The sequence below is a fragment of the Roseobacter sp. genome, from assembly GCF_045106495.1.
Taxonomy (GTDB): Bacteria; Pseudomonadota; Alphaproteobacteria; order Rhodobacterales; family Rhodobacteraceae; genus Roseobacter.
In genome coordinates, this window is record NZ_JBGCEQ010000003.1 from 86,223 (window position 1) to 101,195 (window position 14,973).

Annotated in this window: 16 protein-coding genes; 12 read left to right on the forward strand and 4 right to left on the reverse strand. The window is 54.2% G+C overall.

Annotated features, from left to right (window positions below; genetic code table 11):
* Positions 1-73: 73 nt before the first annotated feature.
* Both AB8B75_RS02360 and dapB read right to left on the reverse strand, forming a co-directional pair.
* Positions 74-430: a dihydrodipicolinate reductase gene (locus tag AB8B75_RS02360; RefSeq protein WP_405359546.1), complete on the reverse strand. Its 357-nt coding sequence runs from the start codon at positions 428-430 to the stop codon at positions 74-76.
* A gap of 83 nt (positions 431-513) precedes the next feature.
* Positions 514-1,332 (reverse strand): 4-hydroxy-tetrahydrodipicolinate reductase, encoded by an 819-nt coding sequence (gene dapB / locus AB8B75_RS02365; protein ID WP_405359547.1) that lies wholly within the window; start codon positions 1,330-1,332, stop codon positions 514-516.
* Between the two features lie 88 nt (positions 1,333-1,420).
* Between dapB and rbfA the strand changes: the two genes are divergently transcribed.
* The 11 genes from rbfA to AB8B75_RS02420 all read left to right on the forward strand — a co-directional run bounded on the left by rbfA (position 1,421) and on the right by AB8B75_RS02420 (position 11,074).
* Positions 1,421-1,843, forward strand: coding sequence for a 30S ribosome-binding factor RbfA (gene rbfA, locus AB8B75_RS02370; protein WP_405359548.1), 423 nt, complete (start codon positions 1,421-1,423; stop codon positions 1,841-1,843).
* Complete coding sequence (locus AB8B75_RS02375) at positions 1,840-2,580, forward strand: phosphodiester glycosidase family protein (RefSeq protein ID WP_405359549.1); 741 nt, start codon at positions 1,840-1,842, stop codon at positions 2,578-2,580. Before rbfA ends, AB8B75_RS02375 begins: the two co-directional genes overlap by 4 nt.
* A 130-nt stretch (positions 2,581-2,710) precedes the next feature.
* Positions 2,711-3,622: a tRNA pseudouridine(55) synthase TruB gene (gene truB, locus AB8B75_RS02380; protein WP_405360167.1), complete on the forward strand. Its 912-nt coding sequence runs from the start codon at positions 2,711-2,713 to the stop codon at positions 3,620-3,622.
* Positions 3,623-3,808: 186 nt separating this feature from the next.
* Positions 3,809-4,297, forward strand: coding sequence for a hypothetical protein (locus AB8B75_RS02385; RefSeq protein WP_405359551.1), 489 nt, complete (start codon positions 3,809-3,811; stop codon positions 4,295-4,297).
* A gap of 99 nt (positions 4,298-4,396) precedes the next feature.
* Positions 4,397-4,918: a DUF1643 domain-containing protein gene (locus AB8B75_RS02390; RefSeq protein ID WP_405359552.1), complete on the forward strand. Its 522-nt coding sequence runs from the start codon at positions 4,397-4,399 to the stop codon at positions 4,916-4,918.
* A gap of 105 nt (positions 4,919-5,023) precedes the next feature.
* Positions 5,024-5,725 (forward strand): hypothetical protein, encoded by a 702-nt coding sequence (locus tag AB8B75_RS02395; protein ID WP_405359553.1) that lies wholly within the window; start codon positions 5,024-5,026, stop codon positions 5,723-5,725.
* A gap of 171 nt (positions 5,726-5,896) precedes the next feature.
* Positions 5,897-6,166, forward strand: coding sequence for a 30S ribosomal protein S15 (rpsO, locus tag AB8B75_RS02400; protein ID WP_405359554.1), 270 nt, complete (start codon positions 5,897-5,899; stop codon positions 6,164-6,166).
* Between the two features lie 147 nt (positions 6,167-6,313).
* The gene (locus AB8B75_RS02405; RefSeq protein WP_405359556.1) at positions 6,314-6,904 is read left to right on the forward strand and encodes a LysE family translocator; all 591 of its coding nucleotides are present in this window, start codon (positions 6,314-6,316) and stop codon (positions 6,902-6,904) included.
* Between the two features lie 73 nt (positions 6,905-6,977).
* Positions 6,978-7,439, forward strand: coding sequence for an ion channel (locus tag AB8B75_RS02410; RefSeq protein ID WP_405359557.1), 462 nt, complete (start codon positions 6,978-6,980; stop codon positions 7,437-7,439).
* 252 nt (positions 7,440-7,691) lie between these two features.
* Positions 7,692-9,830, forward strand: coding sequence for a polyribonucleotide nucleotidyltransferase (gene pnp, locus AB8B75_RS02415; RefSeq protein WP_405359558.1), 2,139 nt, complete (start codon positions 7,692-7,694; stop codon positions 9,828-9,830).
* 206 nt (positions 9,831-10,036) lie between these two features.
* On the forward strand, positions 10,037-11,074 hold the full coding sequence (locus tag AB8B75_RS02420) for an SGNH/GDSL hydrolase family protein (protein ID WP_405359559.1): 1,038 nt from the start codon (positions 10,037-10,039) through the stop codon (positions 11,072-11,074).
* 40 nt (positions 11,075-11,114) lie between these two features.
* Here the strand turns inward: AB8B75_RS02420 and AB8B75_RS02425 are convergent, their stop codons facing one another.
* Entirely contained in the window at positions 11,115-11,768 is a 654-nt protein-coding gene (locus tag AB8B75_RS02425) for a peroxiredoxin (RefSeq protein WP_405360169.1), read from the reverse strand.
* A 161-nt stretch (positions 11,769-11,929) separates the two neighbouring features.
* Between AB8B75_RS02425 and AB8B75_RS02430 the strand changes: the two genes are divergently transcribed.
* Positions 11,930-13,357: an aldehyde dehydrogenase family protein gene (locus AB8B75_RS02430; RefSeq protein WP_405359560.1), complete on the forward strand. Its 1,428-nt coding sequence runs from the start codon at positions 11,930-11,932 to the stop codon at positions 13,355-13,357.
* A 139-nt stretch (positions 13,358-13,496) separates the two neighbouring features.
* Here AB8B75_RS02430 and AB8B75_RS02435 read toward each other — a convergent pair whose 3' ends face one another.
* Entirely contained in the window at positions 13,497-14,945 is a 1,449-nt protein-coding gene (locus tag AB8B75_RS02435) for a PLP-dependent aminotransferase family protein (protein ID WP_405359562.1), read from the reverse strand.
* Positions 14,946-14,973: the final 28 nt, after the last annotated feature.

Genomic DNA, 14,973 nt, shown 5'->3' on the forward strand with positions numbered 1-14,973 from the left:
AGGCCAGATAACACAATGTGGCCTTTTCGCTCGCGATCAAGCGCGCTCTACGCTCGAAAAACGCGTCCTGATGCTATTTCAAGCGGAATTCAGCAGTATCACCGTCACCGCGGTCGGATGTGAACCTGATGCGCTTCTCGTTGGTTTCAACTTCCTGACAATTGTATCCCAAAGGGTCACCTCCCCAGAACAAGTCCCGGCAAAAATACCCTTCGCGCCATGTCCAGTTGCCGCTCACAACCCAAGCTGCACCCATGCCGGAAATCTCGCCCTCAGGTGACACTTGCAATTTGACGAACGGACGGCGCAGCTCTTTTCCCGAGATCAAGGAAACGAATTCTTCCTGACTGTCGACTGTTTCAAATTCGGCTGCTACCGACGAGCCAAAAAGCACCGCCGCAGTGGTGGTGACGGCAAAGATTAAGCGCATGTGGTCCAACTCCTTGGTACTCTTAACGTTAAGTACGTAGTAATTGACGCTTTGGTTCAATTTCATGTTGCGTTGGCGGCAAATTATTGTCCTGACAATCCAAGAACATCGAGCATGTCGTAGTGCCCGGGCGTTTTTCCTGCCGTCCAAAGGGCCGCTTTGACCGCGCCCCGCGCAAAAACGGACCTGTCAGAGGCCACGTGCCGTAACGTGATCCGTTCGCCTGCAGCGGCAAACAAGACGTCGTGTTCTCCGATGATGTCACCGCCACGAATCGCCGTGAAGCCAATTTGTCCTCGCGTGCGAGCACCCGTGATGCCATCGCGCCCACGGTCAGATACATCGTCCAACGTGACGCCGCGCCCTTCGGCAGCAGCCTGTCCCAACATCAAAGCGGTGCCGGAAGGCGCATCTACTTTCTTGTTGTGATGTGCTTCGATGACTTCAATGTCGTAATCCTCGTCCAAAGCCGCGGCAACTTTTTTGGTCAATTGTACCAGAAGGTTGACACCCAGACTCATGTTACCTGCTCGGACAATCAAGGCGCCTTGCGCGGGACTGGGCAATTGCCCAATCTCGCCTGCGGTCATGCCAGTTGTCCCGATCACATGCGCCACGCCTGCGCGCGCCGCCGCCTGCGCAAAGGCGATCGTGGCCGTCGGTGCCGTGAAATCGATAACCACATCTGCCTGATCTAGCGTCGCCTCGATGTCATCTGTCACAATCACGCCGGTCGCGGCACCGCCCATCGCCGCACCCAGATCCCGGCCCACCCATGCGTGACCCGACCGCTCCACAGCCCCTACCAATTGCGTCCTTTCGGAAGCCGTAATCGTTTCAACCAGCATCTGACCCATCCGGCCAGAGACACCTGTGACTACAATTCCTGTCGACTTGCCCATGGCATGCTTCCCTCTTCGCTGACATTTGGCCTGCTTATCGTGACAGCACTTGCTTGGCAAAGCCCCGATGACCGCTTAGATGGAGATCATGGGTAAGAACAAGTTTCACGAAGGCACAGGCCCTTCACAAAGACAACTCAGGGTTGGAGAGCTCATCCGGCGTGCACTCTCTGAAGTGCTCGCACGCGGGGACATACACGATCCGGACCTCAACAGGATGTCCATAACGGTGGGTGAGGTGCGCACATCTCCGGATTTACGCATTGCTACGGCCTATGTGCTGCCACTTGGCGGGCAAGGACAGGACGAGGCAATTGCCTTGCTCGCACGCAATAAAGGCGAACTGCGTCGCTTAGTGTCCAAAAAACTCTCGCTCAAATTTGCGCCAGACCTGCGTTTTCAGGTCGATGGAACCTTTGACCGCATGGATGAAACGCGCGAGATGCTCAGCCGCGATGGCGTGCGACGTGATACGGCACCTGAAACCGGCGAGGAACGAGGCAACGAATGACACGGTCACTATTCCTGGCGGGTGTAGTTGTCATGATGGCACAAAATGTCGCCGCCGTGGAGTGTGAGACGGTCGAACATCTGGAAACACCCTTTACCGTTTGTGAGGTCGATGCGTCCAAAGAGGATTTGCAACTCTTTCTCTATGATGATGCAGGCGACCTTTTGGGGCAGTTCTTCGCGATCGACCAGGTTTTGGCCAAAGACGACATGAAACTGAGCTTCGCGATGAACGCCGGTATGTACCATGAAGACCGCGCACCCGTTGGTCATTTCGTGCAAAACGGGCAGGAATTGATGCGCGTTATCGAAAATCCCGGCCCCGGTAACTTCGGGATGCTCCCCAATGGTGTGTTCTGTTTGCGCGCGGGCCGTGCTGATGTTTTCGAGACATCTGCCTACGTGCGCACCGCGCCCGGTTGTAACGATGCGACCCAATCAGGTCCCATGTTGGTGATCGAGGGCGAATTGCACCCGCGATTTTTGGCAGATGGCACGTCAAAATACATACGTAACGGGGTGGGTACTTCTTCAGATGGGAGACGGGTCTTTTTTGCAATCTCGGACGCCCCGGTGAATTTTCATGATTTCGGGGTGCTATTCCGCGATGTGCTCAAGACGCCAAACGCGCTCTATTTTGATGGGAACATATCGCGCCTTTATGCACCGGATCTGAATAGAAATGACTTTGGTTTTCGGCTCGGTCCCATTGTCGGTGTCGTGACCGAGATCGATTGATCGCAGCGCATTATGCCAGTCGCGAGACTTCCAAAGGACGTTAAATGCTACTGGTGGTGCGCGACAAATACTACTGGCGGTGCGCGACTTGACCCGATATGGGCCTGTCGCAGCAAAAGACGAGGACACCATGGGACGCAAACGCAACGGCAGAGATATTTCCGGTTGGATGGTCATCGACAAGCCTGCTGGGCTGACATCGACCGCCGTGGTCAATAAAGTGCGTTGGGCGCTTAACGCCAAGAAGGCCGGGCATGCGGGCACGCTTGACCCCGAAGCCACGGGTGTTCTGGCTGTCGCACTGGGCGAGGCGACCAAAACGGTGCCCTATGTGACGGATGCACTAAAGGCCTATGAGTTTACGGTGCGCCTGGGGCAAGCAACAAACACCGATGACGGCGAAGGCGAAACCATCGGGACTAGTGAATTGCGCCCCTCTGACGCCGAGATCAAGGAGGCGTTGAGCGCTTTCATCGGCGACATTCAACAGGTCCCGCCGCAGTTCTCTGCCGTGAAGATCGACGGGGAACGGGCCTATAAACGCGCCCGTGATGGCGAGATCATGGAAATATCAGCACGACCTCTTTATGTGGACAGCCTGCTTTTGATCGACCGGCCGGACGCCGATCATGTAACGCTTGAAATGGTTTGTGGCAAAGGCGGCTATGTCCGTTCCATCGCGCGTGATCTTGGCACGGCCTTGGGATGCTTGGGTCATGTGAGCAATTTACGCCGCACCTGGTCTGGTCCGTTTGACGCGAGCGATGGCCTTTCGCTGGCGCAAATCGATGAAATGGCGCGCTCAGAGGCGCTCGATACCTATCTGCGTCCGGTCGAGGAAGCCTTTATCGACTTACCTGAAGTCAAGGCCACGTCGGAAGGAGCAACGCGCTTGCAAAATGGCAACCCCGGCATGGTGATTGCGACCGGTATCGACTACGGCGATGACTGCTGGGCCTCTTACGAGGGACGGGTTGTTGCCATAGGCCAGTACAAATCTGGCGCACTGCACCCGATCCGTGTCCTGAACATTAAAGACTAACCGGTTCCGAATATTTCAATTTGTTGCAAACCTCGCGCCTATGTCAGCGTTTTCAGAGGTTTGTTACACAATTTGTTACGAAAAACCGCGATGCGGTAAGTCTAATGTGAGGCGACTGCACAGCAGGCAACCGCAGTGCCATATCGGGGTCAGACGCAATTTCTGAACCCTTATGGAGACATACTCATGCAACGTACAGTTTTCACGATCCTGACCGCAGGCGCCTTTGCCACCATCGCTTTTGACGTATTCGGGCAAGCGCTCAGCCCGCTCTTTGGCCACGCCAAACTGGTACCCGTCGGTCTTGCGAGCGCCACGCTCAAATCGGTCTTTGGCGCGGCTCCGTCCGGCGCAGCGTACCTGCTACACACACTGACCGGTCTCATCTTCTACGTTGTTGGGTATTTTGCCATTGCTCGCCCGCTCCAGCGCACCGTTCTGCCTCAGCTACATTGGAGCATTACTGCAACTGTATACGGTATCGCTCTTTGGATCTTTGCACTTTACGGCATGGCGCATTTGGTGGCAGGCATGAAACCTTTCCTTGGCTTCACTGGAATCACATGGGTGGCGCTTTGGGGGCACATCCTGTACGCGCTCGTCGCTGCAGCTGTCCTTGAATTGCGCGGCGAAATTTTTGAAATACCCCGCAAAAGCGTCGCTGCAATCAGCTGATACTTTCCAAATATCACACAAAAGGGCTGCCCTCCACAGGGTGGCCCCTTTTGGCAAAAAGGGATTGTTCGTCATGCTTTGCAGTGGCAGGACGATAACATGTTAACCCGAACGCATCGCACAGATAGCACTTGGTCTGAGGTCACCTATTCCGATTGTGAAGCCTACCGCTACAATCTCACGCGGATTTGGGATGAGAGGGCCGCTAGCGTCAATTTCATCATGCTCAACCCGTCCAAAGCAGATGAAATCAAGAACGACCCCACGGTTGCCCGATGCGAGGCCCGTGCAAAACGGCTCGGTTTTGGGAGCTTTCATGTCACCAATATTTTTGCCTGGCGCGACACTGATCCGCACGCCATGCGCCGCGCCGCGCAACCTATTGGGCGTGACAATGACGATGTTCTCGTCCAATCCGCTCAGAAGGCCGATCAAATCATAGCTGCTTGGGGCGTGCATGGTGCGCATCAGAATCGCGGAGATCAAGTTGAAGGCCTGCTCCGTGACGCGGGGCTCATGCTTTACCACCTCGGACTATCCAAAGAAGGACTTCCTCGGCACCCCCTGTATTTGCCCTACGCCCAACTGCCAACCTACTGGCCCTGTAGGTCAAAACGTTAACTTCTTCGTTAGGAATTCAGCTTAAAAAAGGAATGTTTGTAGTTCAGGGTTGGCCTGTTCGCGGCTCAGCACGCGGATTTTGGCGGCGTAAAGAAGGGGTGCCTGATGCTCTGGTTAGCAGGTTTGATCGGTTTGGCAGGCGTTGGCGCTGCATCTTTTGTCGGATTAAAATCCACTGAGGTGGAAGAAGAAGAACCCATTAACGAAGAAGAATTTCAACAAGAAACCACGGGCAACCTGCTTGATGCAATTCAAATCCAAGGCGAGGAAGACAGCAGTTCGCAAGAGCCGCAGACTGCTTTGAATGTCCCCCCTGCACCAGGTCCAGGCGATACCGATGGATGGGGCGATGACATCCTGAATGACATCATGGCGGATTTTCAGGATCCCGACGCGGCCGATTCTGAGCAAATGGGCGCTTTCGAGACAAACATTCAGCCACTGATCTTTGAAGATGCGATGGTGACGGAAGCAGAAGAAAGTACCACGTTCGATTACTCCCTAACGAACTGGATCACAGAGCGGTCTGGCGTTGAAATCCTCGACTATTCGGCGGATGATGAAAGTCTGATGCTGGTATGGGACGACACTGATGCCAACGCGCCAGAACCGGACGTCGATGTGGCACCAGATCCGGACGATCCAGAAGTCATGCAGGTCTCGATGAATGGTGAAAACGTGGCCGAAGTCTACGGCGATGCCGAGATGGATGCCTCAGACTTGACCCTGATCCCGCTAAGCTCCGCTATTGTCATTGGATTGATGCCAAAATTCACGCAAATCAGGCCACAAAACCACGCAATGTAATTGCAGCGCAAACTGGCTGCCAATTCATCGTTTGCTATTTCGATCGCGGGCGCTTATACGCCCGCATCGTTTGATGGAATCTGATACCTTCGAACGCACTCTCCATGGGCCTGCGCTGGACGACATCCCGGCCAGAGCCATTCCTGTAACTCTTTTGATAAGGAGACCCCGATGTCGATTACTGCTGAAGAAAAAGCACGCGTCATGAAAGAATTCGCAACCAAAGAAGGCGATACAGGCTCGCCTGAAGTACAAGTTGCCATTCTCTCCTCGCGCATTGCAACTCTCACCGAGCACTTCAAAACGCACAAGAAAGACAATCATGGCCGACGCGGGCTTCTCAAGATGGTTGCGACACGGCGTAAGCTTCTGGACTACACCAAAGCCAAAGACGAGGCTCGCTATCAAGGCCTGATCAAACGTCTTGGTCTGCGCCGCTAGATCGCAAAAACGCAATTTTGAAAGGGCGCAATTCCAAACCGCCCTACCAAATGCATCTGAAATGCATCAAACCACGCCATTCCAGGCGTGGTTTTTTGAAATTGAAACAGCCATTTACTTAAATTCGCGCGCGCATATGATCCTGCAATGCTGACTTTTGCCGCCGCTGTCTTTTTTCTGATCATCACGCCCGGCCCCGGCGTTTTGTCGACAGCTGGCGTTGGCGCGGCTTTTGGTAAGAGTGCGGGTATCCGATATGTCGTCGGACTGTTCATTGGGACAAACATGGTCCTCATCGCCGTAGTCAGCGGCGTTACCGCTGCGCTACTGGCCGATGAACGACTGCGCGTCATCCTCTTTGCCGCCTCAATCGCCTATCTCAGCTATTTGGCTTTGCGCATCGCCTTCGCTGGCAGCAAAGTCGCTTTCATTCAGCGCAGCGCACCGCCTGGCATTCTGGGCGGAATCACACTTCAAATGATCAATCCTAAGGCATATGCGGTAAACACAGCTCTGTTCTCGGGTTTTGGCTTCTTGCCTGAGAACTTGGTACTGGAAATTATCTTGAAGTTCGTGATTGCGAATGCAATTTGGGTCCCTATCCATCTAGGCTGGCTCGCTCTTGGCATCACGGTGCAACGCATGAATTTACCGCACCGCACACAGCGCGCCATCAATGTGGCTATGGCTGCTTCCATGATGCTTGTCGTGGCACTTGCAGCGTTCGCGCAGATTTAATTCGGATGTACTTCAACGTTGCCGAAGTCTAAAATTGCAACCACTTCAACAATCGGCCGGACACCCTTGCAACATGAACGTTCTTTTCCAAATTGTGCTAGGAAGCTCGCTTTTGATTGCTTGCGCTTTCATACACATCTTCATCATTTCGCGGATCATTTTGAAACTACAACTGGCCAACCATTTTTCAACGGATCAGTCGGCGAAACATCAGATTTTCGTGGTGGCTGCTCTCTTTACCGTGCTTATAGGGTCCCATACGCTTCAGATCTATGTTTGGGCCATTATGCTCTGGTTAATCGGCGCATTGCCCGGATATGAAGAGCCCATATATTTCACTCTGGTCACATACACAGCCCTTGGATATGGCGATGTCGTTCTGACACCCGCATTTCGCATTTTTGGCGCCATGATATCCGTAACAGGACTTGTAATGTTTGGGATGACAACCGCGTTTCTTGTTGGGATTTTTTCGCGCATTCTTCATGAAAAAAATATGGACGAGAAGCAGTCCCAAGTTAACAAAAAGCACTGATCCCTGCACGCGAAAAGCATGCTGCGTTTGATGCACAAAGCGGTTTCCGGCGATTCGATTTGAGAGCTTGAAAAGCTCTAACAAGTTGATCGAAGGCGCTGCAAAGCGTCTCTTTCCAATGGCTGCAATCTCGTGTACCACCGCGCAATCTGAGCGAGGCGCCCGGACCTCAGCGCCGCCCAAAGAAGATACCGAGGTCAGGGGGAATTCGCCCCCTATGCAATGGCCCCTGGGCCAACACAGGAAACGTAGATGTTTAACGAAACGAAAAAATCCATGCAGTGGGGCGAAGAAACGCTCTCACTGGAAACAGGAAAAGTGGCCCGTCAGGCGGATGGGTCGGTGATTGCAACGCTGGGCGAAACCAGCGTCATGGCAAATGTCACCTTTGCCAAAAAACAAAAACCCGGCCAAGATTTCTTCCCGCTGACCGTACACTATCAGGAAAAATATTATGCGGCGGGCAAGGTGCCTGGCGGCTTTTTCAAGCGCGAAGCGCGCCCGACCGAAAAAGAAACGCTGACGGCGCGTTTGATCGACCGTCCTTTGCGTCCGCTTTTCGTCCCCGGCTTCAAGAACGAAGTTTTGGTGATGTGCACCGTTCTGTCCCACGATCTGGTTAATGACCCCGATATGGTTGCGATGATAGCGGCCTCTGCTGCCTTGACCATTTCAGGCGCGCCTTTCATGGGGCCGATTGCGGGTGCCCGCATTGGCTATGAAGGCGGCGAATATGTGCTGAACCCCACAGTGGATGACATGCAGGACCTGCGCTTGAACCCCGATCAACGCCTTGATTTGGTTGTGGCCGGGACCAAAGATGCGGTGATGATGGTCGAATCCGAAGCCTATGAGTTATCGGAAGCTGAAATGTTGGGCGCGGTGAAGTTCGCCCATGATGCGATCCAACCCGTGCTGGACCTGATCATTTCGCTGGCGGAAGATGCAGCCAAAGAGCCGTTTGATTTCCAACCAGCGGATTATTCGGACCTTTCAAAGGCCGTAGCCAAAGCCGGTGAGAAAGAAATGCGCGCAGCATTCGCCATTTCCGACAAGCAGGAACGTACAACAGCCGTTGCTGCCGCCCGCGAGACCATCATGGATGCGTTGAGCGATGAGCAGAAAGAAGATCCGAACCTCGGATCTGCGTTGAAAGGTCTTGAGGGATCCATTCTGCGCGGTGACGTCGTGAAGACCGGCACGCGGATCGATGGTCGCAAAACGGACGAAATCCGTGACATTGTGTCCGAAACCGGCCTGCTGCCACGAACGCATGGCTCGGCCTTGTTCACCCGTGGTGAAACTCAGGGTCTTGTTGTCACAACACTCGGCACAGGCGACGATGAACAATTCATCGATGCGCTTCACGGCAACTTCAAATCCAACTTCCTGCTGCACTACAATTTCCCACCCTATTCTGTGGGCGAAGCAGGTCGTGTGGGCCCTCCCGGACGACGCGAAATTGGTCACGGTAAACTGGCTTGGCGCGCGCTTCAGGCGGTTCTGCCCGCCGCGACCGATTTCCCTTACACTGTGCGTGTGGTTTCGGAAATTACCGAATCGAACGGTTCATCTTCCATGGCGTCGGTCTGCGGCGGGTCATTGTCCATGATGGATGCGGGCGTGCCGCTCAAGGCACCCGTTGCCGGTGTGGCCATGGGGCTGATTCTCGAAGACGACGGTTCTTATGCAATCTTGTCGGACATCCTTGGAGACGAAGATCACCTGGGCGATATGGATTTCAAAGTCGCAGGGACCGAAGCCGGGATCACAAGCCTGCAGATGGACATCAAGATCGCCGGCATTACGCCAGAGATCATGGAGAAAGCACTGGAGCAGGCAAAAGCGGGCCGTATCCATATTCTCGGCGAAATGGCCAAAGCCATCACCGGTGCGCAGGAATTCTCCGTACACGCTCCGCGGATTGAAACTATGCAAATCCCTACGGATAAAATCCGCGAAGTGATCGGTTCGGGCGGCAAAGTCATCCGGGAGATCGTGGAGGTTTCCGGCGCTAAAGTGGATATCAATGACGAAGGCACCATCAAGATCGCATCGCCTAACGGCGAGTCGATTAAGAAAGCCTACGACATGATCCACTCAATCGTGGCCGAGCCGGAAGAAGGAATGGTCTACACCGGAACAGTGGTGAAAATCGTCGATTTCGGCGCGTTTGTGAACTTCTTTGGCAAGCGCGATGGTCTGGTGCATGTATCGCAGATCGAAAACCGTCGTCTGAATCATCCTTCGGACGTGTTGAAAGAAGGTCAGGAAGTAAAAGTCAAACTTCTGGGCTTCGATGACCGTGGCAAGGTGCGCCTGTCCATGAAAGTCGTCGATCAGGAAACTGGCGAAGAAGTCAAAAAAGAAGAAGCACCCGCTGGCGAGTGATCTTCTCGATAGATTTGTAACAAAAAGCCCCGGTGGAAACATCGGGGCTTTTTTTGCCTAATACAGGCCCTTATGATTGTTTGTGTGATCGAAAAGTCAAAACGCGGCGGGCTAAACGACCCTTTCATCGCTTGCAATCAATCCTAAGTGGTATTTCTTTGATCCATCCACTAATCTGAGGTTGTAGTGTAGTTTTGGAGGTCCGCATGATCACGGCTATTCGCACGATCATCATCGCAATTTTCTTCGCATCCGGTGCCAACGCCAGCACGATCACCGAACAGTTTACCAGCTACATCGCCTTTGGCGACAGCCTAACCGATGACGGTAAATTCGGCGCGCTTTTTCCACCGAGCCTTGACGGTCGCTTTTCCAACGGCCCTGCGTATTCGGAGCAGATCGCAGACATCTTTAATGCCGCAGGGCGCGACACCGCCAATTTGGCTTTGGGCGGTGCCACAGCAGGTGACTTCAACCCGGGTTTTGACACCCCTTTGGAGACTTTCAACCAGCAGATTGACCTCTTTGCAGCCTCTGCCCTTGGCGGGGCACCGCTTTTGACAAAACTTCTACCGGATGTGCAATTTCGTCCTCCAATTGTGACCGGCAACAACCCCCTCTTGTCCGTTTTCTTTGGAGCCAATGACCTAGCAGTTGGCGTCGACCCGGTCACGGCCGCCAATGCAGTCACCAATGGCATTTTGAAGCTCGCAACGCTGGATCGAACCTTTGACGATTTCCTTGTTTTTGACCTACCGGATCTCGGGACAACCCCGGCTGCTTTATTAACCGGGACATCCGCAGAGCAGTCGGCGATTGCCAATATCTTCAACAACCAGCTGTCGGAGAATCTGGACGAACTACCCGCTTTAGGGCTCAACATCATTCGTTTTGATACCAGCAGTGTCTTCGATCAGATTGCCGTTGATATCGCGAACGGGTCACCGCTCTTTGGCATCACGGATCCGGTGACACCCTGCACCATCCGGATGAGTGCCGCCTTGGATCCAAATCCAATAAACCCCGGGAGCTGCCTGGATTTAGGGATCGACCCCAACACATTGCTTTTTGCTGATAGCGTCCATCCAAATGCGATTGTTCAATCTCTTGTCGCGAGTCAGGTTGTTACGGCGCTCGAAGATTCGATCACTCCCGTTCCGCTACCCGCTTCCGCTCCGCTTCTTTTGGCCGGATTTGGCCTCTTTGGACTGGTCGCCCGTCGCAAGTCTGTACGAACTGTCTAAAACCGTCGGGCGGCGCCTCATGCACCGCCCGATGTGTTTCTTAGCCTGGTACTTTGGTTTTTCGCAGGTAAGGCAGAATAGTCTCAAACGAGCCAAATTTCGCCGTTGCGTCTTCGTTTGACACGGTCGGAGGAATAATCACGTCATCGCCCGGCACCCAATTCGCAGGCGTAGCCACTCCGTGCCCAATCGACATTTGCAACCCATCCAATGCACGCAGCACTTCGGCAAAGTTGCGACCCACTGTCATCGGATAGGTCATTGACAATTTGAGCTGTTTGTCAGGCCCAATGATGAATACCGAGCGGACTGTTGCGCTGTCTGCTGGGGTGCGCCCATCGGGGAGATAGGCTTCAGCGGGCAACATATCGAAAGCTTTAGACACTTCCAGGCCTACATCAGCAATGATCGGGAAACCTGCGGTAGCTCCGGCAACCTTCTCAATGTCCCCTTTCCACTTTTTGTGATCCTCAACGCCGTCAACGGAAACGCCAATGACCTTTGTGCCCCGCTGTTCCCATTCATCGGCCAACTGTGCGACAGCTCCAAACTCGGTTGTGCAAACTGGTGTGAAATCCTTTGGATGAGAAAACAGGATAGCCCAACTGTCGCCAATCCAATCGTGTAGTTGAATCGTTCCGTGGTCTGTTTCGACCGTTAAATCAGGAATGGTGTCGTTGATGCGCAAGCCCATGGTGTCCTCCGGTGCAATGCTGATAATGACTCGTTTTGTTAACCTAATGCCTTCGGACAGATCTTTCATCCCCTCTCTTGCAGAGGTGTTCCCGCAATGACAAGGTGCCGCAAAACCACTGGCACTGCCCCCGGCTGAGCCGAAAAAATAGGAGAGACACCATGTTGGAAAAACGTGATTTCTACATCAACGGCGCGTGGGTCGCCCCCGCTGTACCAAATGATTTCGCCGTCATTGACCCCTCCACAGAAGAACAATGCGCGGTGATCTCACTTGGAGGTCATGCGGATTCAGACGCGGCCGTCGGCGCAGCCCGCGCGGCATTCGATGGGTGGTCTCAGACCAGTAAGGAAGAACGTGTAGCCCTGCTGCACCGGCTTCTTGAGATTTACAATGCCCGCTCCGAAGAAATGGCTCAGGCCATGTCGATGGAAATGGGTGCTCCCATGGCGCTGAGCCGGGCACAGCAAGTGGGCGCAGGCAGTTGGCACCTTGAAGGGTTTCTCAAGGCCTTTGAAGATTTCAGCTTTGAGAGTGATTTCACGGCGACCGAAAAAACCCTTCTGGAACCGATTGGCGTCTGTGCGCTCATCACGCCTTGGAACTGGCCGATGAACCAGATTGTTCTCAAGGCTGTGCCTGCCATGGCCACCGGCTGCACAATGGTCCTGAAACCCTCGGAAATTGCGCCACTCTCAGGGCTGCTTTTTGCGGATTTCGTGCATGAGGCGGGTTTTCCAGCAGGCGTTTTCAATTTGGTCAACGGCGATGGTGCAGGCGTCGGCAGCCAGCTGTCGGCCCATCCAGAGGTTGACATGGTCAGCTTCACGGGTTCGACACGCGCGGGCATCGCCATTTCCAAAGCAGCAGCGGATACGTTGAAACGCGTCAGTCTGGAGCTTGGCGGCAAAGGGGCCAACATTATCTTTGAGGATGCTCATCCCAAGGCCGCCAAATCCGGTGCGGTTCGGTGTTTCCGAAATTCCGGGCAATCTTGCAACGCCCCCACACGCATGCTTGTGCATCGTTCACGCTATGACGAAGCGGTCGAAATGGCGGCGGATGTTGCCACGAATACGCATGTTGGACCCGCCTCCGAAGAGGGTAAGCACATCGGTCCTGTGGTTTCCGAAGCTCAATTCAACAAGATCCAGAAGCTTATTGAAGTTGGTATGGGCGAGGCCAGGCTTGTTGCAGGGGGGCTCGGTCGGCCGGACGGCCTGAACCGGGGGTATTTTGTGAAACCCACGGTATTTGCGGATGTGACGAATGAGATGACCATTGCGCGAGAGGAAATCTTTGGTCCGGTGCTATCGATCATCCCGTTTGAAAGCGACGAAGAGGCCATCGCCATTGCCAATGACACGCCCTATGGTTTGACCAATTACATCCAGACAGAGGACGATGAAAAACGACGCCGTGTGGCGCGCCGTCTGCGGTCGGGCATGGTCGAGACCAATGGTCAGGGGTTTGCTCAGGGCTCACCCTTTGGTGGATACAAACAGTCAGGCAATGGACGCGAAGGCGGGGTATTTGGGCTCGAAGAGTTCCTTGAAGTCAAAGCCGTATCCGGCTGGGCCGCGGAATAAACATGGCTCGGGCGGCAACTGAACAAGAGTGAGCTGCCGTCCCTTCCAAACCAGACCGTTGGCCGGAGGATCGCGCTTGAGCGATCGACCCAAAGGTTATGCACCATTGGTCTTTGGACGGCTCCCAACACGTGAAAGGCTATCTCAGCGTGTTGGAGAACTGCCCGAGCAATCGAGACAGCTTTTGCGCGCCCTGTGAAAGTTCGGTTTCATTGAAAGCAGCATAGCCCAGAACAAGGCCCTGCGGCGGATCAGGCAAGACGCTATGCGATGATAGTGCTTTAAGGTGCAAGCCTTCCTTGAACGCCGCATCGGTTATCGCCTTGTCGGTTGTGGTTTTTTGGAGTTTGAGCCGTAGCGCCGCGCAGATGTGCATGCCAGATGGATCCGGTGATAAATCAAGAAGGTCCGCGCAGCCTGCAAGCTCCGATATCAAGTGGGATTGACGTTTTGCATAGGTCCGACGCATGCGTCTAAGATGAACAGCAAAAGCACCGCTGTCCATGAAACTCGCAAGCGCGGGCTGTGGGATCAAGGATGCGCGCGACCCAAAACGAGACATATATCTTTGGGCCGATGGCAGAAGACTGTCGGGCACCACAAGATAACCAATGCGCAAAGCCGGGCTGAGCAGTTTTGAAAAGCTGCCCAGGTAGATCGACCGCTTCAGACTATCCAATCCTGCGAGAGAAGGGAGGGGGTGACCTTGGTATCGAAACTCGCTGTCATAGTCGTCTTCAACAATCAACGCATCATGCCGTTCGGCCCACGCAAGGAGCGCCATACGCCGAGACAAGGGCATCGAAATTCCGGTCGGGTAGTGTCGAGAGGGCGTGACAATGGCCGCGGAACCAGGGTGGTTTATGCGCGCCGCATCCAAACCATGCTGATCAATCCGGACCAGGTGAACCTTTGTGCCAACCGCGTCCAACACATCGCGCATCAAGGGCCAGCCAGGATCTTCCACCACTGCCGTCTGTTTGGGACCGAGGAAGCCGCGGAATATAATCTCGAAAGCTTCCGAAGCGCCTGACGTGATCACAATCTGTTCCGCTTGGCAGTCCAGCTTGCGCCAAGCTTTGAGATGCGCACTGATAGCCTGTCGTAGTGGGTACCAGCCAAAGGGGTCCGCCCGCCCGAGCAGCCCATCAGATGGCCGAGCCCACGCGCGCTCTACATGCCTCGACCAGACGCGATGTGGAAACAAGGTCTGCTCCGGCACTCCTGAGTGAAACGGCAGCCAGGCTTGCGGCGTCTCCGGAGGGGCCACACTCTTTTGAACAGGCGGCACGAGGTGAGGCAAATTTTCGGCCACAAAAGTGCCGCTCCCAACCATTGTTTTAAAGTATCCCTCGCTAATTAATTGATCATACGCTCCGACGACCGTAGTGCGCGACACTGAAAGTTCTTGTGCCAGTACGCGACTCGCCGGCAGTCGCGTTCCGGAGTAATCGGAACCTGACAGCAACAAGCTGCGCAGAGCCTCCGTTAACTGCGCCTGCAAGCTTGCCGAGTGCGAATGGTCCAGCAGTAATGCAAAGAGGGCAACGTCCAAATTGGACTGTTCTTTTTTTTGGATATTGGACATTTCTGTATATCCAATAATTCTCTAAGCA